This is a genomic window from Caulobacter sp. AP07 (genome assembly GCF_000281955.1).
In the GTDB taxonomy this organism is placed as follows: domain Bacteria; phylum Pseudomonadota; class Alphaproteobacteria; order Caulobacterales; family Caulobacteraceae; genus Caulobacter.
Genome location: NZ_AKKF01000140.1, coordinates 21,025 through 41,797, shown reverse-complemented (window position 1 = coordinate 41,797; position 20,773 = coordinate 21,025). Strand labels below are relative to the sequence as shown.

Below are 20,773 nucleotides of genomic sequence, written 5' to 3'. Positions count from 1 at the left end.
CATGACCACCCCCGCTCCCATCGCCGCCCTGCTGAAGGCCCCGGCCCTGTCCGTCCTGGCCCGCGTGCTGCTGACCCTGCCCTATTGGTGGAGCGGCCTGTCGAAGATCGCCAACCTGTCCGGGGCTCTGGGCGAGGCCCAGCACTTCGGGCTCAAACCCGCCTGGCTGGTCGTCGCCGTCACTGTCCTGGTCCAGCTCGGCGGTTCGATCCTGCTGATCGTCGGGCGCGCGGGCTGGCTGGCCGCCGGCGCCCTGGGGGTGTTCACCGCCCTGGCCACGCTGATCGCCCATCCGTTCTGGACGGTGGCCGACCCCATGGAGCGCTTCCACGCCCTCAACACCTTCCTCGAACATGTCGGCCTGATCGGCGGCTTCATGCTGGCCGCCATCCTGGTCGAACGCGATCGGAGCCGATCATGAGCACTGTTCCCGAACCTGCTCCGCTCCGCAATCCGGGCCGGGCCGCCGCCCTTCTGGCCTTCAACGCCGGTTTTATCGACACCGTCGGCTTCGTCGGCCTGTTCGGGTTGTTCACCGCCCATGTCACCGGTAACTTCGTGCTGATCGGCGCGTCGATCGTCACCCATAGCTCCGGGGTGATCGCCAAGCTGCTCGCCCTGCCGACCTTCATCCTGGCCGTGGCCGTGACCAGCCTTCTGCTGCGTCGCTGCCGAAACAACAGGCGTCTCGCCATCGGTTATCTGCTGTTCTTCCAGATCGTGCTGCTGATGGCGTTCATGGCGATCGGCGTGCTTGGCGGTCCCTTCAAGAGCGGCAACCAGCCGATCGCCATCGCCTGCGGCCTGGTCGGCGTGGTGGCCATGGCCCTGCAGAACGCCGGCTCGCGCACGCTGTTCTCGCAGCTCTCGCCGACCACGGTAATGACGGGCAACGTCACCCAGATCGTCATCGACCTGGTCGCCCTGACCGATCGGGCTCAACCCGATCCGGCCGCCCGGGCGCGGATCGGCAAGATGTTTCCGCCCGTCCTGGCCTTTGGTCTTGGCGCGATCGCCGGCGGGCTGGGCTTTGTCTATCTCGGTTTCTGGTGCGTGCTGATCGGCGTGGCCGCGGTCCTGGCGACGCTGTTCAGCCTGGTCCCGTTGCAACTGGCCAAGCCCGGGCAGGCCCCGCGGCATGGTTGAGCGCATGAGGCGTCGGATATTCGCGGCCGTGGCGACGGGGCTGGCCCTGGCCGGCGGCGGCGCGGCCCAGGCCGCCGACCCGCCGGCGTTCAAGCCCATCCGCTCCGACGAGGACTACAGCTATCTCAAGAGCCGCCCGGTCCTGGAAGGCGGCGACCGCCTGCGCTTCCTGCCCCTGACCGAGGACGGGGAAACCTACCTGACCCTGGGCGGCGAGGCCCGGCTGCGCGTGGACTCCTTCGACGCGCCGCGCTTCGGTCTCGGCGGCGCCCAGGCCGACGTCTATGGCCTGGGCCGCGCCCTGTTCAGCGCCGACCTGCATCTGGGCTCGCGCCTGCGGGTCTATGGCGAACTGGGCCTGCACCGCGACATCGGCAAGAAGGACCCGCCGGCGATCAGCGACCGCGACGGCCTGGACGCCCAGGTGGCGTTCGTCGACCTGACACCGGACGCGGCGCGCCGCTGGCGCCTGCGCCTGGGCCGCCAGGAGGTGTCGCTCAACCCTACCCAGCGGTTCGTCTCGGTGCGCGAAGGCCCCAACATCCGCCAGAGTTTCGACGGCCTGCGCGTCACCCGCCAGACCCCCGGCCTGCGGCTGGAGGCCTTCTACCTGCGGCCGGTCGTGATCCAGACCGGGGCGTTCGACGACAGCCGCAACGCGGATCAGCGCTTTTACGGGGTCTACGCGTCCAGGCCGCTGAACAAGGCGGTGACCCTGGACCTCTACGCCATCGCACTGGAGCGGGACGGCGTCCGGTTCGGCGGCGTGCGCGGCGACGAGCGCCGCACCAGCCTGGGCGCCCGCCTGGCCGGCAAGCGCGGCGCGATCGACTACGAGGCCGAGGGCATGGTCCAGGGCGGGCGGTTCGCCGGTCGCGACATCCGCGCCTGGGGCGGCAGCCTGGGCGGCGGCTACACCCTGGCCCGAGCCTGGTCGCCGCGCCTGGGGCTGCGGCTCGACGCCGGGTCGGGCGACAGCAACGCCAGCGACGGCAGGCTCGAGACCTTCAATCCGCTGTTTCCCAAGGGCGCCTATTTCAACGAGACGGGCCTGACCAGCTGGAGCAACCTGCTGGCCGTCCGCCCCAGCCTGGGCCTGGCGCCGCGCCGCGACGTCAGCCTGGAAGTCAGCTACCTGATCCGCCGCCGCCAGACGGGGGACGACGCCATCTATCTGCAGCCGTCGACGCCGCTGGCCCCGGTCGGCGCCGATCGATCATGGGCGGTGGGCGACGCGGCCCAGCTCGACGCCACCTGGCAGGTCAACCGCAACCTCAAGCTCCAGGCGCAACTGGTCCATCAGTCGGCCGGCGACGCGATCCAGGCCGTCAACGGCCGCGCCGTGGATTTCGGCATGCTGATCGCGCAGTTCCGGTTCTAAAGGTCGCCTAGAGCTCGGCCGCGACCTCGACGATCAGGCGCAACAGCCAGGCCACCGGCCCGGTCTCGCTTTCGCCGCCCCGGATCACCGCGCCGAAGGTGGCTGGCGCCGGGTGACGGGTCGGCTCGATCATCACCAGGCGCTTGCGCTGGCTGGCCAGGATGGCGAGGCGACGCGGCAGCAAGGCCGCCATGTCGGTCTCGCCCACCACCATCAGGGCCGAGAACACGTCGGGCACGGTGATCGGACCGTCCAGGCCGCTGGCGGAGTTCAGGGCGTAGTCGTTGCTCCAACTGGTGATCCGCCGCAGCCCCAGCTCGCGCCGTGTCGTTCCGCCCTGCGCCTCGTCATGCTTGTGCGGTCCGCCGATCACCAGGCAGGGCAGCTTCGCCACCTGCTCCGGTGTCGCCTCGCCCTGGGTCAGCGGATGGTCGGCGCGGATCACCCAGACGCCCGTCTCGCTGAACAGCGGCGTGTGGACGAAGCGCGGAGCCACGCTTTCGAAGCCGCCGATCACCATGTCCAGCCGCCCGCGATCCAGGTCCTCGGCTAGGGAGCCCTCGCCGCCACGGATGCGCAGCTTCATCTGCGGAGCGTCGGCCTGCAGCCGCTTGATCACGCTCGGCATCAGCACCCAGCAGAGATAGGCGCTGGCGCTGACATGGAACACGCGCTCGTCGACCCGTGGGTCGAAGTTGGGAACGGTGACCGCCGTTTCCAGCAGCTTGAGCGCGGCGCGGATCGACCCGCCCATCTCGACCGCGCGGGGCGTCGCCTGCAGGCCGGACGGCCCGCGCACGAACAGCTCGTCGCCGAGCGACAGGCGCAGCCTGCCCAGGGCATGGCTGATCGCCGACTGGGTCAGTCCCAGCTTGGCCCCGGCCCGGGTCGCGCTCTCTTCCTCCAGCAGGGCGTCGAACACCCGCAGGAGGTTGAGGTCGAGATTTCTGAAATGCGCGTCGTTCATGATTTCCGTGACGGAATATCATTTTGCTCATGAGAGTGGAACGCCTATCTCGCGCTCAAGGCAGGCCCTCCCCGGCCACCCTCATCATTTTCTGTCGAGAGACTGGCGGCCGGCGCGAACGTCGGCCGCTTCAAGACGTGGAGCAGCGCGTGAGCGACGCGGAAGGTTACCAGGCGATCGCCGAAGCCGAGGAAGAGGCGGCCCGCCATCGTGGACGGCGGACCCTGGGCCAGACCTTGCGCTGGCCGCTGATGATCGGCGGCCCGCTGATCGTCTTGGCGCTGGTCGCCTATTTCATGCTGACCGGCGGCCGGTTCGAGTCGACCGACGACGCCTATGTCCAGTCGGCCCGGGCGGCGATCAGCCCCAGCGTGGCCGGCCGGGTGGTCGAGATCGAGGTCGGCGAGAACCAGGCGGTCAGGAAGGGCCAGGTGCTGTTCCGCCTCGACCCGGCCGATTTCGAGGTCGCCGTCGCCCAGGCCCAGGCCGCCCTGGCCGCCGCCCGCTTCGAAACCGAGGGTTCGCGCGCCGTCTACGACCAGCGCAACGCCGACCTCGCCGCCGCCCAGGAAACCGTCGCCTACACGACCCGCGAGGCCGCCCGCCAGCAGGCCCTGGCCGCCGCCGGCGTCGCCACCAGGGCCCAGGCCGACGCCGCCGCCCACGACGCCGAACAGGCCCGCCGGCAGATCGCCGTGGTCCGTCAGCAGATCGCCTCGGCCCTGGCCGACATCGGCGGCCGGCCCGGCGTCGCCGCCGACCAGCAGCCCAAGGTCATGCAGGCCAAGGCCGCCCTGGACCGCGCCAGGCTGGACCTGAGCTACACGACCATCGTCGCCCCCGCCGACGGCGTGGTCACCAAGGTGGAGCAACTGCAGGTCGGCAACCGCGTCGCCGCTTCCCAGACCCTGTTCTGGCTGGTTTCGGGCGCGCCGTGGATCGAGGCCAACTTCAAGGAAGACCAGCTGGCCCACATGCGGGTCGGTCAGCCGGCCACCATCAAGGTCGACGCCTATGACCACGACCTGAAGGCCCACGTGGTCAGTTTCAGCCCCGGCACCGGCTCGAGCTTCGCCCTGCTGCCACCCGAGAACGCCACCGGCAACTGGGTCAAGGTCGTCCAGCGCCTGCCCGTCCGCCTGGCGCTCGACGAGACCGCGCCGCACCTCAGCGCCGGCCTCAGCGCCAAGGCCAGGGTCGACGTCAGATCGGCGAAAGCGGTCCGATGACCCGCGACGGAAACGGCAAGGGCGACGCGGCCAACCGGATTCCGATCACGATCGCCGTCATGCTGGCGACGATCATGAACTCGCTGGACACCACCATCGCCAACGTCGCCCTGCCGCATATCCAGGGCAGCGTCTCGGCCTCGGCCGAGCAGATCACCTGGGTGCTGACCTCCTACATCGTCGCCGCGACGATCATGACCCCGCTGACCGGCTTCTTCGCCGACCGGGTCGGCCGCAAGATGGTGTTCCTGGTCTCGATCGCCGGGTTCACGGTGGCCTCGATGCTGTGCGGCGTGGCCGGCAGCCTGGTCGAGATCGTGCTGTTCCGCCTGCTGCAGGGCCTGTTCGGCGCGGCGCTGATCCCGCTGTCCCAGGCCGTGCTGCTCGACATCAACCCGCCCGAGCGCCACGGCCAGGCCATGGCCATCTGGGGGGCCGGCGCGGTGCTGGGTCCGATCCTCGGCCCCGCCCTGGGCGGCTGGCTGACGGACAATCTCGACTGGCGCTGGGTGTTCTTCATCAACCTGCCGATCGGCGTCCTGGCCTTCGGCGGGGTGTTCCTGTTCCTGTCCGAGAAGAAGAGCACCGAGAAGAAGCGGTTCGACGTGCTGGGCTTCGCCAGCCTGGCCCTGGCCATCGGCGGCTTCCAGATGATGCTCGACCGCGGCCCCAGCCAGGACTGGTTCGCCTCGACCGAGATCTGGACCTACCTGATCGTCGGGATCATCGCGCTGTGGATCTTCGGCGTGCAGCTGGCGACGGCCGCCAAGCCGTTCGTCGACCGCGCCCTGCTGGCCGACACCAACTTCGTCACCTGCTGCCTGTTCGGCTTCTTCATCGGCATCCTGCTCTACAGCGTGCTCGCCCTGCTGCCGCCGATGATGCAGAACCTGATGGGCTATCCGGTGGCGTTCACCGGCCTGGTCAGCATGCCGCGCGGCGTCGGCTCGTTCATCGCCATGTTCGCGGTCGGTCAACTGATCGGCCGGATGAGCATCAAGCTCATCCTCTTGATCGGCCTTTCGGTCAGCGCCGTCTCGCTGTGGATGATGACCCAGTTCACGCTGGGCATGGACACCCACCTGATCATCGTCTCGGGCTTCCTGTCCGGGGTCGGGACTGGCCTGATCTTCGTGCCGCTCAGCACCATCGCCTTCGCCACCGTCAAGCCGCAGCACCGGGCCGAGGGCGCGGGCCTGTTCACCCTGATCCGCAACATCGGCTCGGCGGCCGGCATCTCGATCATGCAGGCCCGGTTCGTCAGCGGCATCGAGACCCACCACGCCAAGCTGGTCGAGCACGCTCGCCCCGACAACCCGCTGTTCCAGGCCTATGCGCCGCTGGTCTTCCAGACCCAGGACGCCATCGCCCGGTTCAACGGCCTCATCACCCGCCAGGCCTCGATGCTGTCCTACATCGACGATTTCCAGCTGATGCTGGGCATCACCATCCTGTGCGCCCCCCTGATCCTCCTCATGCGAACCCCCAAGAAATCCCCGGGGGGAGAGACCGTCCATGTCGCCGAACACTAAACGCCTCGCCGTCCTTTGCGCCTCGGTCAGCCTGGCCGTCCTGGCCGGCGCCTGCACGACGGTGGGTCCGAACTTCGCCCAACCCAACGCGCCCAGGGCGACCGGCTATGCCGCCAAGGGCGAAGCGACGCCGCCCGAGGCCCGCCTGGACGACGCCGGCGCCGCCGCCGGCCCGTGGTGGACGGCGTTCGGCTCGCCCGCCCTCGACGCCACCATCCGCCAGGCCCTGGCCGACAGCCCGACCCTGGCCGAGGCCGAGGCCACCCTGCGCCAGTCGCAATCGGCCCTGGCCCAGGCGCGCGGCGTGGCCGGCCCGCAGGTCGACGCCACGGCCGGCGTCAATCGCGAACGCGCCAACCTGCAGGCCTTCGGCTTCACCAGCTTCGGCGACGTGACCCTCAGCAACCCGACCTTCAACCTCTATTCGGTGGGGGGAAGCGTCGGCTACGACCTGGACCTGTTCGGCGGCGCCCGGCGGCGGATCGAAGGCGCCGGCGCCCGGGTCGAGGCCCAGGCCCGGCGCGCCGAGGCCGCCTATCTGACCCTGACGGCCAATGTCGCCCTGCAGACCCTGACCATCGCCACGCTCAACGCCCAGATCGAGGCGGTGAACCAGATGATCGTCGCCGACCAGGCCAATATCGACCTGGTCCGCCATGCCAACGCCCTGGGCGGCTCGACCGCCACGGCTCGGGTCTCGGCCCAGAGCCAGATGGAGCAGGACCGCGCGCTGCTGCCGTCCCTGCAGGGTCAACTGGCCGCCGCGCGTCACGCCCTGGCCCTGCTGGCCGGCCGCGCGCCGGCCGACTGGACCGCGCCGGACTTCACCCTGGCCGACCTGAACCTGACCGCGCCCGTGCCCGTCGCCCTGCCCTCGGTGCTGGTGCGCAGGCGGCCCGACATCCTGGCCGCCGAGGCCGACCTGCACGCCGCCACCGCCGACATCGGCGTGGCCACGGCCGACCTCTATCCAAACATCAAGCTGACCGCGTCCCTGACCCAGGGCTCGCTGAAGCCCGGCGACATCTTCTCGTATGACGCCACGGCCTGGAACGTCGGCGCCGGCCTGACCGCGCCGATCTTCAACGGCGGGGCCCTCAAGGCGCGTCGCCAGCAGGCTCGCGAAGCCGCGACGGCGTCGTCGGCCCGCTACCAGCAGACCGTCCTGACCGCCTTCGCCCAGGTGGCCGACGCGCTTTCGGCCCTGGCGGCCGACGACGACGCCATCGCCGCCTACGGCCGCTCCGAGGGCCAGGCCGGCGAGAGCCTGCGCCTGGCCCGCGTCGCCTACGACCAGGGCGGCGGCACGCTGCTGGAGGTGCTGGACGCCCAGCGTCGGGTGCACGAGGTCCGGGCCTCCAGGGTGCGCGCCCAGGGCCAGCGGCTCGCCGACGCGGTGCGCCTGTTCGCGGCGTCGGGCGCCGACTGGCGAACCCGGGCTTCCTGACGCCTCCGGTCGCGGCCGTTCATCCCTCCCAGGTCCCGCACGAAATTGGCCGCCCAATTATGCCTCGGCAGTCTGGGCGCCAGCGTTGTCATGGGAATGATCGACCCTCGGCGGGTGAAAACTTCGCCATGAACGTGCGCATATCGCCGTCATCATAGTCGACAGCTCCCGCCCGACTCCAGTTAAGTGACCGGTCACAGCGATATGGTCTGGCCAATCCACTTGTCTGGGCGCCCAATTTGAGTATTGTGCCGGCCAACGCGACGCCGGGTCCACGGCGCGCCAGTTCTTTTCGGGGAGCCTACGCCTATGAATGACACCGGTTACCATCGCTCTCGCCGGTTGGCCTGGCTGGCCACCGCCGCCGTCCTGATCGCCGTTCCGGCCCTGGCGCAGGAGGCCGCTCCGAGCGACCCGGCGGCTGTCGAGGAAGTCGTCGTCACCGGTGTCCGCGCCACGCAACGCAGCTCGGTCGAGACCAAGCGCTCCACGGCCGTCATCGTCGACGCCATCACCAATGACGACATCGGCGCCCTGCCCGACCAGTCGGTCGGCGAAACCCTCGAGCGCATCACCGGCGTCGCCGCCGACCGCTTCAAGGGCAGCGCCAGCGAGATTTCGGTCCGGGGCCTGGGTCCGTTCCTCGGCTTCTCCACCCTGAACGGCCGCGAAGTCTCCAGCGGCAGCGGCGACCGCGCCGTGTCGTTCCAGCAGTTCCCGTCCGAACTGGTCAACGGCGTGCTGGTCTACAAGACCCAGTCGGCCGACTTCGTCGAGGGCGGCGTCTCGGGCGCCATCGAACTGCGCACCCTGCGCCCGCTGGAGGCCAAGAAGCGCCTGCAGCTGGACCTGCGCGGCGTCTACAACCCCTATGACAGCAAGATCGCCGGCCGCAACGGCCTGGGCTATCGCGGCTCGGTCTCCTATGTCGACCAGTTCGACACCAAGATCGGCGACATCGGTCTGGTGCTCGGCTATTCGCGGGTCGACTCCACCCAGCCGGAAGACTTCTACACCGCCAGTTCCAGCTTCCAGCCCTGCAACACCGTCAACACCACCCCGACGGCGGTGGCCGGTGGCGGGGCGGGCACGAACTGCAGCTACAACGCCGCCTCGGGCAATCCGGTCTATTTCGTCTCCAACGGCTACACCTTCCGCCAGCTGACGGCCGAGGATCACCGCGACGCCTTCATGGGCGCCCTGCAGTGGAAGCCCAACGACATCTGGAACGTCAATCTGGACCTGCAGCTGTCGTCGCGCACCTCGACCGAGGACCGCCACGACCTGACCCTGGCCGAAGGCCGCCGCGGCGTCGCCCCGGTGACCATCGCCGAAAACGGCGCCCTGCTGGTCTCGCGCGGCAACAGCACGCTCGAGAACGTCTCGACCTATCGCCGGCGCGACGAGGACTATACCGGCGGCGGCCTGGCCATCGAGCGCAAGACCGATCGCCTGACGCTCACCACCGACCTGTCCTACTCCAAGACCCACCGCAACCAGGTCGACCGCTCGGCCCGCCTGCGCAGCAACACCCTGTTCGGCGCCGCCGGCCGCGTGGCCTACACGCTGGACCAGACGACCAGCATCCCGAAGATCACCTTCGTCAATCCGATCGATCTCAACAATCCCGACGCCTACACCACCAACGGCTACGCCCGCCGCCAGATGGAAGACCGCACCGACGAGATCGCGGCCGGCCGCTTCGACGCCACCTACCGCTTCGACAACGGCTTCATCGAGTCGGTGAAGGGCGGCGTGCGCTATTCGGACCACCACCGGGTCGCCGACCTGGAGAACAACAACAACATCGACCCGGTGAGCGGCGCGGTGCTGCTGACCGGCAACGCCAACTGCCGGCAGCGCTTCCCGGAGCAGAACTGGGGCGGCAAGAGCGGCACGAACGTCAACTCCTGGGCCACGTTCGACGCCCGCTGCCTGTACCAGACCTTCACCGGCTCGGAAGACCTGGGCCCGATGGCCGACAGCCGCAGCGCCGGCGACATCGACATGCGCGAGAAGATCGGCGCGGCCTACGTGATGGCCAACTTCCGCTCGGAAATGGCCGGCAAGCCGATCAGCGGCAATTTCGGCGTGCGGGTGGTCAAGACCAAGGTCGATTCCAAGGGCTGGCGCGGCGCCTACACCGCCGTCAACAGCGGCGGCTTCATCGTGCTGAACCCGGTGCCGGGCAGCTTCGATCCGATCGAGATCAAGAACGACTTCACCAACGTCCTGCCCAGCGCCAACCTCAACATCGACCTGCGCGACGACGTGAAGCTGCGCTTCGCCGTCTCCAAGTCGATCGCCCGTCCGAACATTGAGGACATGGGCGCTGGCCGCACCCTGGTCACCGACGCCAACGGCACGAGCGTCGAGGACGCCATCGCCGGCATCTCGGGCGGCAACCCGCGCCTGGAGCCGTTGCAGTCGTGGAACGGCGACGTCTCGCTGGAATGGTACCTCAACGCCGACACCAGCTTCTCGGCGGCGGTGTTCTACAAGCGCCTGAAGGCCGGCATCGTCCCGGCCTATGACGCCTCGATCATCGAGAGCGTGACCATCGACGGCGTGACCTACCAGCTGCCGGTCGCCCAGCAGACCAACAGCACCGCGGTCAACCACCTGAAGGGCATCGAGCTGACCGGCCAGCACGCCTTCACCTGGCTGCCCTCGCCGCTCGACGGCTTTGGCCTCATCGGATCGATCACCTTCGCCGACGCCGATTTCGAGTATGACGACCCTTCGGCCGTCGATCCGGCCAACCCGATGCGCAACTTCACCGACCCGGCCAACGTGGTCGGCCTGTCGAAGCGTTCGGGCAGCGCCACGGTCTACTGGGAAAAGTACGGGGCCTCGATCCGCGCCGCCTACAAGTTCCGCAGCGGCTACTTCAAGCCTTCGGGCCTGACCGCCAACCGCTTCGTGGACGACAACGGCTACATGGACATCTCGGCCAGCTACGATCTGAACAGGAACGTCCAGGTCAAGTTCCAGGCCCTGAACGCCCTGGGCGACCGCCAGATCATGTGGCGGCCAGTCGAGGGGTCGGTGGCCGAAACCAGCTACTTCGGCACGAGCTACATGTTCGGCGTCCGCCTGCGCTACTAGTCTTCCTCCAGCCCGCCGCGACCCTTTCTCCGCGGCGGGCTTTTTTCTGGAATTCCCGATGATCCGCCAGCTTCGCAACGCGTCGGTCCGCGCGCTCGCCGCCGTCATTTCCATGGGGCTGGGCGTCCAGGCGTTCGCCGCCGAGCCCGTCGTCCCCAGCCTGGCGCAGCCGGGCCTGTGCAAGGGGAGCGACGGAACCGCCGCCGCCTTCGACGGTCGACGCACGTTCCGCTGGAGTCCCGAAGCCCTACGGTACGCCAAGGGCCACTTGAGCGATCCGACGATCGCCCCGGCCTACAAGGGGGTGATGACCCGGGCCGAGGCCGCCTTGACCGGACCGACCTATACCGTCGCCGACAAGAGCCGCGTCCCGCCCAGCGGCGACAAGCACGACTATATCAGCATGGGCCCCTACTGGTGGCCGGACGCCAGCACGCCGAACGGCGAGCCCTATGTCCGCCGCGACGGCGAGGTCAATCCCGAGCGCGCCACCAACGCCTTCGACGTCTCCGACCTGGAGGCGATGAGCGGCGGGGTCGAGGCCCTGTCCCTGGCCTATTATTTCACCGACGACCCGCGCTACGCGACCAAGGCCGCGCAGCTGCTGCGCGTCTGGTTCCTCGATCCGGCCACCCGGATGAACCCCAACGCCAAGTACGCCCAGGGCGTGCCGGGCCGCGCCACCGGCCGGGCCGAAGGCGTGCTCGACACGTTCCGCCTGCTGCGGGTGATCGAGGGCGTGGGCCTGCTGGCCCCGTCCAGGGCGCTGTCCGACGCCGACCAGAAGGGCCTGGAGCGCTGGTTCGCCGACTACGCCGCCTGGATGCGCACCGACCCCAACGGCCGCGAGGAGCAGGCCGCCGGCAACAATCACGGCATCTGGTTCGACTACCAGTTGGCCGGCTTCTCGCTGTTCGCCCGCCAGGACGCGGTCGCCCGGCAGGTGGTGTCCGAAGCCGGCGCCCGGCGGATCAAGGCGCAGGTCGCGCCCAACGGCTCGCTGCCGCTGGAGCTCGGCCGCACCCGCGCCCTGCACTACAGCTACTTCGCCCTCGAGGCCCTGGTCGGCACGGCCGAGTTCGGGCGTTGCGTGGATCTCGACCTCTGGCGCTACCAGACCGCCGACGGCCGCGGCCTGCGCGCCGCCTTCGGCTTCCTGGCGCCCTATGTCGGTCGCGAGGCCAGCTTCCCCTATCCGGAGCTGAAGCCACGGGAAGCCGCCGGCGAGGCCTTGCCGCTGTTCGCCTCGGCGGCGGCCGCCTATGGCGACCCGGCCTTGACCGACAAGGCCGCCGCCCTGGCCGCGCGGTATCCGGCCAGCCAGACCCACCTGCTGGTCGTCCCCGCCAGGCCCTAACCCCTCTGGAGCCGCCGCGTGTCGTCCTTGACGCATGGCGCCATGCGCAGTAACAAACCAAAAGGTTAGATAACTGATTGGCTTGATACGCGATGACTCCGGATCGCTTGAGCGACACCTTCTTTGCCCTGGCCGATCCGACGCGGCGGGCGATCCTGGCGCGCCTGACCCTGGGCGAGGCCTCGGTCAACGAACTGGCCAAGCCGTTCGAGATGAGCGGACCAGGCCTGTCCAAGCACCTGAAGGTGCTGGAGCGCGCCGGCCTGATCAGCCGCGGCCGGGAGGCGCAGTGGCGACCCAGCCGCCTCGAGGCCGGGCCGCTGAAGGACGCCGCCGACTGGCTGGACGGCTACCGCCGCTTCTGGGACGCCAGCTTCGATCGCCTGGAAGAACATCTGGCCGACCTTCAAGCCAAGGGAGGCCAGCATGACTGATCAGGCCCTGGACCAGCGCGTCCTGACGCTCACCCGGCTGTTCGCCGCGCCTCGCGCCATGGTGTTCAACGCCTTCCTCGATCCGGTCCCGATGTTGCGGTGGCTGGGACCGCCGCATTATCCGGCCACCTTCTTCGAGACCGATCCCCGGGTCGGCGGTCGCTGGCGAGCCTGCCTGACGGGCAAGGAGCACGGCGACAAGGTGTGGCAGAGTGGCGTCTATCGCGAAATCTCGCCGCCCGAGCGGCTGGTCTACACCTTCGGCTGGGACCAGGCCGATGGGACAAGGACCCAGGACACGGTGATCACCGTCACCTTCGCCGACCACGACGGCAAGACGCTGATGACCTTCACCCAGGCCGCCTTCGCGACCTCAGACGCCTGCGAAAACCACCGGATGGGCTGGAACGGCTCGTTCGACCGCCTGGAGGCCTTGGCCGTCCAGGCCTGACCCCGGCCGGCGTCACGCCGACGCGGCCCATGACCCGGAGATCGTGATGCACAACCCGATCGTTTCCCGCGCCGAATGGCTGCAGGCGCGCACCGCCCTGCTGGCCCAGGAAAAGGCCTTCACCCGGGCCAAGGACGCGCTCACGGCCCAGCAGCGCGCCCTGCCCTGGGTCGAGATCACCAAGCCCTACGTGTTCGACGGCCCGACGGGAAAGGTCACCCTGTCAGAGCTGTTCGACGGCCGCAGCCAGCTGTTCCTCAAGCACTACATGATGGGCCCGGGCCAGACCGAGCACTGCGTCGGCTGCGCCTTCGAGGTGGATCACGTCGAGGGAATCCTGACCCATCTGCGAAACCATGACGTCACCTACGCCGCCGTGGCCCGCGCGACGATCCAGGAGATCGAGACGATGCGCGCGCGGATGGGCTGGAAGTTCCCGTGGGTTTCGTCCTTCGACAGCGACTTCAACTACGACTTCGACGTCTCCTACACCCCCGAGCAGATCGCCGCCGGCCAGGCCGTCTACAATTTCCACCCGAGCCAGCCGCCCATGCTGGACCTGTCCGGCGACAGCGTGTTCTTCAAGGACGAGGACGGACGGATCTTCCACACCTATTCCACCTTCGGCCGCGGCGCGGAGCCGTTCCTGGCCACCTACGGCTTCCTCGACGTGACGCCCAAGGGCCGCGACGAGACCGGGCCCCATCACAGCCTCGGCGATTGGGTGCGGCCGCACGACATGTATGGCCAGGGCGGCACGGTCGAGGCGAATGGCCGCTATCACCCGCCGGCCTGCGGCTGCGGCGCCCATCCGTGAAAGCCGGAAGCTATTGGCGTCCGATCGCGTTATAGAAGGGCTGGGTCAGTGATCGCCCCGCGTCATGCGGGATCGCCGGCCTGAAAGGACGCCATGTCCGACCTTCCGCGACATCGCACCACGACGCGCGCGGCCTTCGCGTGACGCGCTGGGCCGCCTTGCTGGAGTCCATGGGCATCCACCAGGTTTCCGCGCGGGAGATCCGGGCCGAGGCCTTTTTCCTGGGCAACCGCCATCAGGGTCAGATCGTCGAGGGCGCGCGCCTCGAACTGGAAGCGCCGGACCTGGACCCGCACCGCGCGGTGCTGCTTCGGGCGGTCATTCGGGCTACGCCCGCGAACGCCACGCATGGGGTCGACGCCACCGGGAACGACCTATGACCGACGAAGAGATCCAGGCCCTGCGCCGCGAAAACGACTACCTCAAGCGCCGCAACGCCCAGCTTCAGGACGATGTCACCAGCCTCGGCGGCCAGGTGTTGCGAATGCAGCAGGAGCTGGAGCGGCTGAGCGGTCGGCGGGCCATGGTCACCCCTGATCCACTGTCGGGCGGCCAATAGATGACCTTGTCCGCCGGTCAGTTCACCGCCCTGAGAAACCTGTCGCGCAAGAAGGCCGGCGAACAGGTCGACTGGATCAACATCGCCGACGCCCGGGCCCTGACCGATCTGGGGTTCGCCGAGCGGACCGGCGGCGGCTGGACGATCACCCCAGCCGGGGCCGCCGAACTCGCCAGAACTGGCGACAAGGCTCCGGAGTGATTTGGGGATTATATTTGTGGTGTTAAGCCATTGAAAATTCTTTGATAACATGGCTTCATCTCGTCCGAGCATTCAGTCGCCAATGAAGCGATAGCCGATCCCCGGCTCGGTCAGGATCATCTTCGGCGTCGACGGGTCGGCCTCCAGCTTCTGGCGCAGCTGGCCGACGAAGACCCGCAGGTACTGGGTGTCGTGGGCATGGGCCGGCCCCCAGACCGCCGTCAGCAGGTCCTTGTGGGTCAGCACCTTGCCGCGGGCCACGGCCAGACGGGCCAGGACGTCGTATTCGCGGGGCGAGACCTTCACCACGGCGCCGCTCCGGGTCACCAGATGCTTCTCGATGTCGATCTCGACCTCGCCGGCCCGGATCGGCGCCTGCGGGCCCTGGGCCTGGCCACGCTGGCGCAAGGCCACGCGAAGACGCGCCAGCAACTCCCCGACACCGAACGGTTTTTCGACATAGTCGTTGGCCCCGCGATCCAGGGCCTCGATCTTCTCGGCCTCCCGGTCGCGGGCCGACAGGATGACGATCGGCCCGTCATAGAAGGCCCGGGCCTTCACCAGCACGTCCTTGCCGTCCATGTCGGGCAGGCCCAGGTCCAGCACCACGGCGTCGGGCGACCACAGGGCGATGCCGCGCAGCCCCTCCTGGCCGCTGTCGGCTCGCAGGGGCTCATAGCCGGCCGCGTCCATGGCCGGGGCCAGGAACCGGTGGATCTGCGGCTCGTCGTCGATGATCAGGATGCGTTGGCGGACTGCGCTCATGACCGGCTCATAGCAGATGATGCGGCGTGGCGACCGCCTTGGGCAGGCTGATCAGGATGCGCGTGCCCTTGCCGTCGTGGATCGGGCTGGCGGCGGCGATGCGCCCGCCCATGGCGTCGATGAAACCCTTGGAGATCGACAGGCCCAGGCCCGCGCCCTGGTTTCGGTCGGTCGGCTCCTCCATGCGGCGGAACTTCTCGAACACCTGCTCCAGCTCGGCGATGGGGATGCCCCTGCCCTCGTCCTCGATGCTGATCACCACGTTGGCGCGGTCCTCATAGGCCGCCATCTCGATGCCGGTGGCGGCCGGACTATAGGCGATGGCGTTTTCGAGGATGTTGACGATCGCCTGCTCCAGCAGGCTGGAATCGGCCCGCACCAGGCTGAGCTCGGCGGGGAAGTCGCGGGTCAGGACGCGGTCGCCCAGCCGGCGCGAGACGCGCTCGGCGGCGGCGCCCAGCACGTCGCGCACGTCGGTCCAGTCGGTGCGCAGCCGCAGCGCCCCGCCCTCCAGTCGGGTCATGTCCAGCAGGTTGCCGACATAGCGGTTCAGCCGCTCGGCCTCCTCGCGGATGCTCAGCAACAGGTCGTCGCGCACCGCCGCCGTCATGCCCTTGCCGTAGTCGATCAGGGTGCTGGAGGCGCCCAGCACCGTCGACAGCGGGGTGCGCAGATCGTGGCTGATCGAGTTGAGCAGGGCCGAGCGGAAGCGGTCGGCCCGGCGCAGGGTCTCGGTCTCGACCGCCTCGCTGGCCAGGTCGGCGCGCTCCAGGGCCACGGCGCCCTGCTCCAGCAAGGCCAGCAGCAGGCGTTCGTCCTCCGACCCGGCGACCATCGCCCCGGCCTCGACGCCGGCGACGCCGGCCCGTGAGCGCACCCCCTCCAGCGGCCAGAAGGTCCAGCGGGTCTGCGGCAGGGTGCCGGTGCCGAAACCGGCGGCCTCGCCCTTCTCCCAGGCCCAGCGGGCGGCGGCCATAGGCGCGGCGTCCAGTTCGTCCAGGGTGGGCGCGCCGGCCACGGGCCGCAGTTCGCCGTTCTGGGGCAACAGCACCACGGCCTTGGCGCCGACCGCCGCGGCCGTCTGTTCGGCCAGGGCCTTGGCGGCCGCCTCGCGCCCGGCGGCGGCCGAGAAGGTGCGGCTGGCGGCCAGCAGGGCCGAAACCGCCGAGGCCCGGCGCTGGGCCGCGCGGCCCTGGTCGCGCACCCGGCCGGCCAGTCCGCCCGCGGCCAGGGCCACGGCCCAGAACACGATCAGGGTCAGGAAATCGGTCGGCGACCCGACGACGAAGGACTGGCGAGGCTCGAGGAACAGGTAGTTGTAGACCAGGAAGGCCGCGGTCGCCGCCGCCAGGGCGGGGCGCAGTCCGCGCAGCACCCCCGCCGCCAGCACGGCGGCCAGGAAGATCATCCCCAGATCGACGCGGTCGAAGGTGACGTCGAGGCCCCAGGCCACCGCGGTCGCCGCCGCGACGCAGCCGGCGCTGATCAGATAGGAGGTCCAACCGGCTGCCGACCGTCGCTTGGGCGGCTCGACGATCGGCTCGTGCGTGGCCTCGGTGACGACATGGATCGCCGCGCCCCGCGCCTCCCGCAGCAGCGCCGCGGCCAGGGAGCGGCCCAGCAGTTCGCGCCAACGGCTGTCGGCCGACTTGCCGATGACGATCTGGGTGACGTTGTTGCGGCGGGCATAGGCCATCACCGTGGCGACGATGTCGGCCCCGGTCAGCACCACCGTCGTGCCGCCCAGCTGCTCGGCCAGCTTCAGCGCGTCGCGCAGTCGCGCCGCCGCCGTGGGGCCGCCCCCCGCGTACTCGGGACGCTCGACATGGGTGACGGTCCATGGCGCGTCCATCATCATGTCCGACAGTCGCCGGCCGGCCCGCACCAGCGCCCCGGCCATGGCGTCGCCGCCGACCAGCACCAGGATCCGTTCACCCGCCGCCCAGGGCCCCTCGACGCCCTTCTCGCGCATGGCGGCGACCAGTTGGTCGTCCACCGTCTGGGCCGCGCGCCGCAGGGCCAGCTCGCGCAGGGCGGTGAGGTTCTCGACCTTGAAGAAGTTCTCCGAGGCCAGCCGCGCGGTCTCGGGCACATAGACCTTGCCCTCGGTCAGCCGCTCGCGCAGCTCGTCGGGGGTGATGTCGATGACCTCGATGGCGTCGGCCCGCGACAGGGCGCTGTCGGGCACCGTCTCGCGCTGGCGCACGCCGGTGATGCGCTGAACGACGTCGACCAGGCTTTCCAGGTGCTGGACGTTGAGGGTGGTCCAGACGTCGATCCCCGCCGCCAGCAACTCTTCGACGTCCTGCCACCGCTTGGGATGACGCGAGCCGGGCGCGTTGGAGTGAGCGTATTCGTCGACCAGCAGCAGGGCCGGCCTGCGCTCCAGGGCCGCGTCGAGGTCGAACTCCATCATCACGTGGCCGCGATGGTCGATCGGCCGGCGCGGCATCACCTCCATGCCGCGCAGCAGGCTCTCGGTCTCGCGGCGGCCGTGGGTCTCGACCAGGCCGATCAGCACGTCCTGGCCGTCGGCCTTGCGGCGTCGGGCGGCGCGCAGCATCTCGTAGGTCTTGCCCACGCCCGGGGCCATGCCGAGAAACACCTTGAGGCGCCCCCGGCTCGCCTTGTTGGCGGCGGCCAGGAGCGCCTCTGGGTCGGGACGTTTTGGATCGTCAGCCGCCAAACGCTATCCGCCCTTTGGGAAGCGAGCGTCGAGCGCCCGGTTGACCGCCAGGACGTTGACGCGCGGCTGGCCGATGAAGCCCAGCAACGGCCCCTGGACATTGCGGTCGATCACCGCCTCGACGCGGGCCACCGGCAGGCCGCGCGCCTTGGCGATGCGCGGCGCCTGGAAGCGGGCATAGGCCGGCGAGATGTCCGGATCCAGGCCCGAGCCCGAGGTCGTCACCGCGTCGGCGGGAATGACCGCGCCGGGGTTTTCGGCGCGCAGGGCGTCGGCGTCGGTCTTGACCCGCGTGGCCAGGGCCTCGTTGAGCGGACCCATGTTGGAGCCGCTGGAGGCCGAGGCGTCGTAGCCGGTCCCCGCCGCCGAGGGGCGCGGATGCAGATACTTCGCCTCGGCGAACGGCTGGCCGATCAGGGCCGAGCCGACGACGGTTCCCTTGGCGTCTCGCAGCAGGCTGCCGTTGGCCTGGGCGGGAAAGGCCGCCTGGGCGATGCCCGTGACGGCCAGGGGATAGCCCAGGCCCAGCAGGGCGGTGAACAGGCCCATCGAGACGAGGGCCGGACGGATATGGGAGAGCATGGCTTTCGAGTCTCCGGAGAATGCAGCTTAGGCCAAGCCGAGGGCGGATACGATCAGGTCGATCAGCTTGATGCCGACGAACGGTGCGACCAGGCCGCCCAGGCCGTAGACCAGCAGGTTGCGCGACAAGAGCTTTCCCGCCCCAATCGCCCGATATTTCACGCCTTTCAGGGCCAGCGGGATCAGGGCGACGATCACCAGGGCGTTGAAGATCACTGCCGACAGAATGGCGCTCTGCGGGCTGTGCAGCCGCATGACGTTCAGCGCGCCGAGCGCCGGCAGGGCGACCACGAACATCGCCGGGATGATGGCGAAGTACTTGGCCACGTCGTTGGCGATCGAGAAGGTGGTCAGCGCCCCGCGGGTGATCAGCATCTGTTTGCCGACCTCGACGATCTCGATGACCTTGGTGGGGTCGCTGTCGAGGTCGACCATGTTGCCGGCCTCGCGGGCGGCCTGGGCGCCGGTCTGCATGGCCACGCCGACATCGGCTTGAGCCAGCGCCGGGGCGTCGTTGGCCCCGTCGCCGCACATGGCGACCAGCCGGCCCTTGGCCTGTTCGGAGCGGATCAGCCGCAGCTTGTCCTCCGGCGTCGCCTCGGCCAGGAAGTCGTCGACCCCGGCCTCGGAGGCGATGGCGGCGGCGGTCACCGGGTTGTCGCCGGTGATCATCACCGTGCGCAGGCCCATGCGGCGCAGGTCGGCGAAGCGCTCCTTGACGTTGGGCTTGACCACGTCCTTCAGGTGGATGACGCCCACCAGGACGCCGTTCTCGCTGACCGCCAGGGGCGTGCCGCCCGAGCGGGCGATGCGATCGACGGCGGCGGTGACCTCGGCCGGGATCAGCTTGGGATCCAGGGCCAGCGAGCGATAGACCGCGTCCACCGCCCCCTTGCGCCAGGACATGCCGCCCCCCTTCCCGTCTGGCGCATCAAGGCCTGATTGACGGGTGGTGGCGCTGAAGGCGATCGAGGTGGCGCCGGCCGGGGCTTCGATGACGATCCCCTGGTTGCGGCCCAGCTCGACGATCGAGCGGCCTTCCGGGGTGTCGTCGGCCAGGGAGGCGCTGACGGCGGCCCGCAGGGCGGTCTCGGGACGCACGCCCGGCGCGGCGATCACCTCGGTGGCCATGCGGTTGCCGAAGGTGATGGTGCCGGTCTTGTCGAGCAGCAGGGTGTCGACGTCGCCGGCGGCCTCCACCGCCCGGCCCGAGGTGGCCAGGACGTTGTGCTTCATCAGCCGGTCCATGCCGGCGATGCCGACCGCCGAGAGGAGCCCGCCGATCGTGGTGGGAATGAGCGTGATGAACAGGGCCCCAAGCACAAGCGGATCAAGGGCCACGCCCGAGAACTTGCCCAGGCCCAGCAGGGTGACCACGGCGATCAGGAAGATCAGGGTCAGGCCGGCCAGCAGCACGGCCAGGGCGATCTCGTTCGGGGTCTTGCGACGGTCCGCGCCCTCGACCATGGCGATCATGCGGTCGAGGAAGGTGTTGCCCGCCGAGGCGGTGACCCGGACCTTGATCCAGTCGGAGACCACGGTGGTGCCGCCGGTGACGGCCGAGCGGTCGCCGCCGCTTTCGCGGATGACGGGCGCGCTCTCGCCCGTGATAGCGGCCTCGTTGACGCTGGCCATGCCCTCGATGATCTCGCCGTCGGTCGGGACGACGTCGCCGGCCTCGATCAGGATCACCTCGCCCGGAACCAGCTTGTGGGCCGCCGTGGGGATGACCGTGCCGGTCTTCTCGTCGATGATCAGCTTGGCGTTGGTGGTGACGCGGGTGGCGCGCAGGCTGTCGGCCGCCGCCTTGCCCCGGCCTTCGGCGACGCTCTCGGCCAGGTTGGCGAACAGCACGGTGGCCCACAGCCAGGCCGCGATCTGCACGGCGAAGCCGGCCGACTGGTGGCTGGCGATGGCGGCGACGGCCGAGACCGTCGACAGCAGGGCCACGATCCAGGTGGCGAAGATCACCGGATTGCCGGTCAGCTTGCGCGGGTCCAGCTTGACGAAGGCGTCCTTGGCCGCCCGGGTCAGGATGGCCGGGGACAGCCCGCCCGCCAGGGCGCTGGCCTTGCGCCGGCCCTCCCCGGCATGCTCGCCCCCCATTGGGG

General features: G+C 69.6%; 19 protein-coding genes. 14 read left to right on the top strand and 5 right to left on the bottom strand.

The window, feature by feature from the left end:
* Position 1 precedes the first annotated feature (1 nt).
* The 3 genes from PMI01_RS10705 to PMI01_RS10695 are packed head-to-tail and all read left to right on the top strand — an operon-like array spanning position 2 to position 2,527.
* Entirely contained in the window at positions 2 to 421 is a 420-nt protein-coding gene (locus PMI01_RS10705) for a DoxX family protein (RefSeq protein ID WP_157223742.1), read from the top strand.
* Positions 418 to 1,146 (top strand): YoaK family protein, encoded by a 729-nt coding sequence (locus tag PMI01_RS10700; RefSeq protein ID WP_007667963.1) that lies wholly within the window; start codon positions 418 to 420, stop codon positions 1,144 to 1,146. The genes PMI01_RS10705 and PMI01_RS10700 overlap by 4 nt, the downstream gene beginning before the upstream one ends.
* A 4-nt stretch (positions 1,147 to 1,150) precedes the next feature.
* Entirely contained in the window at positions 1,151 to 2,527 is a 1,377-nt protein-coding gene (locus PMI01_RS10695; RefSeq protein ID WP_157223741.1) for an alginate export family protein, read from the top strand.
* A gap of 7 nt (positions 2,528 to 2,534) precedes the next feature.
* Here PMI01_RS10695 and PMI01_RS10690 read toward each other — a convergent pair whose 3' ends face one another.
* Positions 2,535 to 3,494 carry a LysR substrate-binding domain-containing protein gene (locus PMI01_RS10690; RefSeq protein WP_007667961.1) on the bottom strand — a complete coding sequence of 320 codons (960 nt, stop codon included), beginning with the start codon at positions 3,492 to 3,494 and terminating at the stop codon, positions 2,535 to 2,537.
* A gap of 149 nt (positions 3,495 to 3,643) precedes the next feature.
* On the opposite strand from PMI01_RS10690, the gene PMI01_RS28065 reads away from it, so the two are divergent.
* The 11 genes from PMI01_RS28065 to PMI01_RS10635 all read left to right on the top strand — a co-directional run bounded on the left by PMI01_RS28065 (position 3,644) and on the right by PMI01_RS10635 (position 14,629).
* Positions 3,644 to 4,723 (top strand): HlyD family secretion protein, encoded by a 1,080-nt coding sequence (locus PMI01_RS28065; protein ID WP_007667960.1) that lies wholly within the window; start codon positions 3,644 to 3,646, stop codon positions 4,721 to 4,723.
* Complete coding sequence (locus tag PMI01_RS10680; protein WP_007667959.1) at positions 4,720 to 6,255, top strand: DHA2 family efflux MFS transporter permease subunit; 1,536 nt, start codon at positions 4,720 to 4,722, stop codon at positions 6,253 to 6,255. Before PMI01_RS28065 ends, PMI01_RS10680 begins: the two co-directional genes overlap by 4 nt.
* Positions 6,239 to 7,702 (top strand): efflux transporter outer membrane subunit, encoded by a 1,464-nt coding sequence (locus PMI01_RS10675; protein WP_007667958.1) that lies wholly within the window; start codon positions 6,239 to 6,241, stop codon positions 7,700 to 7,702. The genes PMI01_RS10680 and PMI01_RS10675 overlap by 17 nt, the downstream gene beginning before the upstream one ends.
* Before the next feature lie 309 nt (positions 7,703 to 8,011).
* A complete protein-coding gene (locus tag PMI01_RS10670) occupies positions 8,012 to 10,810 on the top strand; it encodes a TonB-dependent receptor (RefSeq protein WP_007667957.1) in 2,799 nt (932 codons plus the stop codon).
* A gap of 58 nt (positions 10,811 to 10,868) precedes the next feature.
* A complete protein-coding gene (locus PMI01_RS10665; RefSeq protein WP_007667956.1) occupies positions 10,869 to 12,167 on the top strand; it encodes an alginate lyase family protein in 1,299 nt (432 codons plus the stop codon).
* Between the two features lie 92 nt (positions 12,168 to 12,259).
* Complete coding sequence (locus tag PMI01_RS10660; protein ID WP_007667955.1) at positions 12,260 to 12,601, top strand: ArsR/SmtB family transcription factor; 342 nt, start codon at positions 12,260 to 12,262, stop codon at positions 12,599 to 12,601.
* The gene (locus tag PMI01_RS10655; protein ID WP_007667954.1) at positions 12,594 to 13,052 is read left to right on the top strand and encodes an SRPBCC family protein; all 459 of its coding nucleotides are present in this window, start codon (positions 12,594 to 12,596) and stop codon (positions 13,050 to 13,052) included. Before PMI01_RS10660 ends, PMI01_RS10655 begins: the two co-directional genes overlap by 8 nt.
* A 46-nt stretch (positions 13,053 to 13,098) precedes the next feature.
* Positions 13,099 to 13,869: a DUF899 domain-containing protein gene (locus PMI01_RS10650; RefSeq protein WP_007667953.1), complete on the top strand. Its 771-nt coding sequence runs from the start codon at positions 13,099 to 13,101 to the stop codon at positions 13,867 to 13,869.
* A 170-nt stretch (positions 13,870 to 14,039) separates the two neighbouring features.
* On the top strand, positions 14,040 to 14,249 hold the full coding sequence (locus PMI01_RS10645) for a hypothetical protein (protein ID WP_007667952.1): 210 nt from the start codon (positions 14,040 to 14,042) through the stop codon (positions 14,247 to 14,249).
* A complete protein-coding gene (locus tag PMI01_RS10640; RefSeq protein WP_007667951.1) occupies positions 14,246 to 14,428 on the top strand; it encodes a hypothetical protein in 183 nt (60 codons plus the stop codon). The genes PMI01_RS10645 and PMI01_RS10640 overlap by 4 nt, the downstream gene beginning before the upstream one ends.
* Positions 14,429 to 14,629, top strand: coding sequence for a hypothetical protein (locus PMI01_RS10635; protein WP_007667950.1), 201 nt, complete (start codon positions 14,429 to 14,431; stop codon positions 14,627 to 14,629). It abuts the gene before it with no gap.
* A 72-nt stretch (positions 14,630 to 14,701) separates the two neighbouring features.
* Here the strand turns inward: PMI01_RS10635 and PMI01_RS10630 are convergent, their stop codons facing one another.
* The 4 genes from PMI01_RS10630 to kdpB are packed head-to-tail and all read right to left on the bottom strand — an operon-like array spanning position 14,702 to position 20,768.
* The gene (locus PMI01_RS10630) at positions 14,702 to 15,394 is read right to left on the bottom strand and encodes a response regulator (protein ID WP_007667949.1); all 693 of its coding nucleotides are present in this window, start codon (positions 15,392 to 15,394) and stop codon (positions 14,702 to 14,704) included.
* Between the two features lie 7 nt (positions 15,395 to 15,401).
* On the bottom strand, positions 15,402 to 18,080 hold the full coding sequence (locus tag PMI01_RS10625) for a sensor histidine kinase (protein ID WP_007667948.1): 2,679 nt from the start codon (positions 18,078 to 18,080) through the stop codon (positions 15,402 to 15,404).
* Positions 18,081 to 18,083: 3 nt separating this feature from the next.
* The gene (kdpC, locus tag PMI01_RS10620; RefSeq protein WP_007667947.1) at positions 18,084 to 18,662 is read right to left on the bottom strand and encodes a potassium-transporting ATPase subunit KdpC; all 579 of its coding nucleotides are present in this window, start codon (positions 18,660 to 18,662) and stop codon (positions 18,084 to 18,086) included.
* A gap of 27 nt (positions 18,663 to 18,689) precedes the next feature.
* Positions 18,690 to 20,768, bottom strand: a complete 2,079-nt coding sequence (gene kdpB / locus PMI01_RS10615) for a potassium-transporting ATPase subunit KdpB (RefSeq protein WP_035035735.1) — start codon at positions 20,766 to 20,768, stop codon at positions 18,690 to 18,692.
* Positions 20,769 to 20,773: the final 5 nt, after the last annotated feature.

Excerpts from the sequence above, each read along its gene's own strand:
- PMI01_RS10695 (WP_157223741.1), top strand. The coding sequence starts at position 1,151 with ATGAGGCGTCGGATATTCGCGGCCGTGGCGACGGGGCTGGCCCTGGCC.
- PMI01_RS10640 (WP_007667951.1), top strand. The coding sequence starts at position 14,246 with ATGACCGACGAAGAGATCCAGGCCCTGCGCCGCGAAAACGACTACCTC.
- PMI01_RS10700 (WP_007667963.1), top strand. The coding sequence starts at position 418 with ATGAGCACTGTTCCCGAACCTGCTCCGCTCCGCAATCCGGGCCGGGCC.
- PMI01_RS10645 (WP_007667952.1), top strand. The coding sequence starts at position 14,040 with ATGGGCATCCACCAGGTTTCCGCGCGGGAGATCCGGGCCGAGGCCTTT.
- PMI01_RS10655 (WP_007667954.1), top strand. The coding sequence starts at position 12,594 with ATGACTGATCAGGCCCTGGACCAGCGCGTCCTGACGCTCACCCGGCTG.
- PMI01_RS10630 (WP_007667949.1), bottom strand. The coding sequence starts at position 15,394 with ATGAGCGCAGTCCGCCAACGCATCCTGATCATCGACGACGAGCCGCAG.
- PMI01_RS10690 (WP_007667961.1), bottom strand. The coding sequence starts at position 3,494 with ATGAACGACGCGCATTTCAGAAATCTCGACCTCAACCTCCTGCGGGTG.
- PMI01_RS10705 (WP_157223742.1), top strand. The coding sequence starts at position 2 with ATGACCACCCCCGCTCCCATCGCCGCCCTGCTGAAGGCCCCGGCCCTG.
- PMI01_RS10675 (WP_007667958.1), top strand. The coding sequence starts at position 6,239 with ATGTCGCCGAACACTAAACGCCTCGCCGTCCTTTGCGCCTCGGTCAGC.
- PMI01_RS10660 (WP_007667955.1), top strand. The coding sequence starts at position 12,260 with ATGACTCCGGATCGCTTGAGCGACACCTTCTTTGCCCTGGCCGATCCG.
- kdpB (WP_035035735.1), bottom strand. The coding sequence starts at position 20,768 with ATGGGGGGCGAGCATGCCGGGGAGGGCCGGCGCAAGGCCAGCGCCCTG.
- PMI01_RS10680 (WP_007667959.1), top strand. The coding sequence starts at position 4,720 with ATGACCCGCGACGGAAACGGCAAGGGCGACGCGGCCAACCGGATTCCG.
- PMI01_RS10650 (WP_007667953.1), top strand. The coding sequence starts at position 13,099 with ATGCACAACCCGATCGTTTCCCGCGCCGAATGGCTGCAGGCGCGCACC.
- kdpC (WP_007667947.1), bottom strand. The coding sequence starts at position 18,662 with ATGCTCTCCCATATCCGTCCGGCCCTCGTCTCGATGGGCCTGTTCACC.
- PMI01_RS10635 (WP_007667950.1), top strand. The coding sequence starts at position 14,429 with ATGACCTTGTCCGCCGGTCAGTTCACCGCCCTGAGAAACCTGTCGCGC.
- PMI01_RS10665 (WP_007667956.1), top strand. The coding sequence starts at position 10,869 with ATGATCCGCCAGCTTCGCAACGCGTCGGTCCGCGCGCTCGCCGCCGTC.
- PMI01_RS10670 (WP_007667957.1), top strand. The coding sequence starts at position 8,012 with ATGAATGACACCGGTTACCATCGCTCTCGCCGGTTGGCCTGGCTGGCC.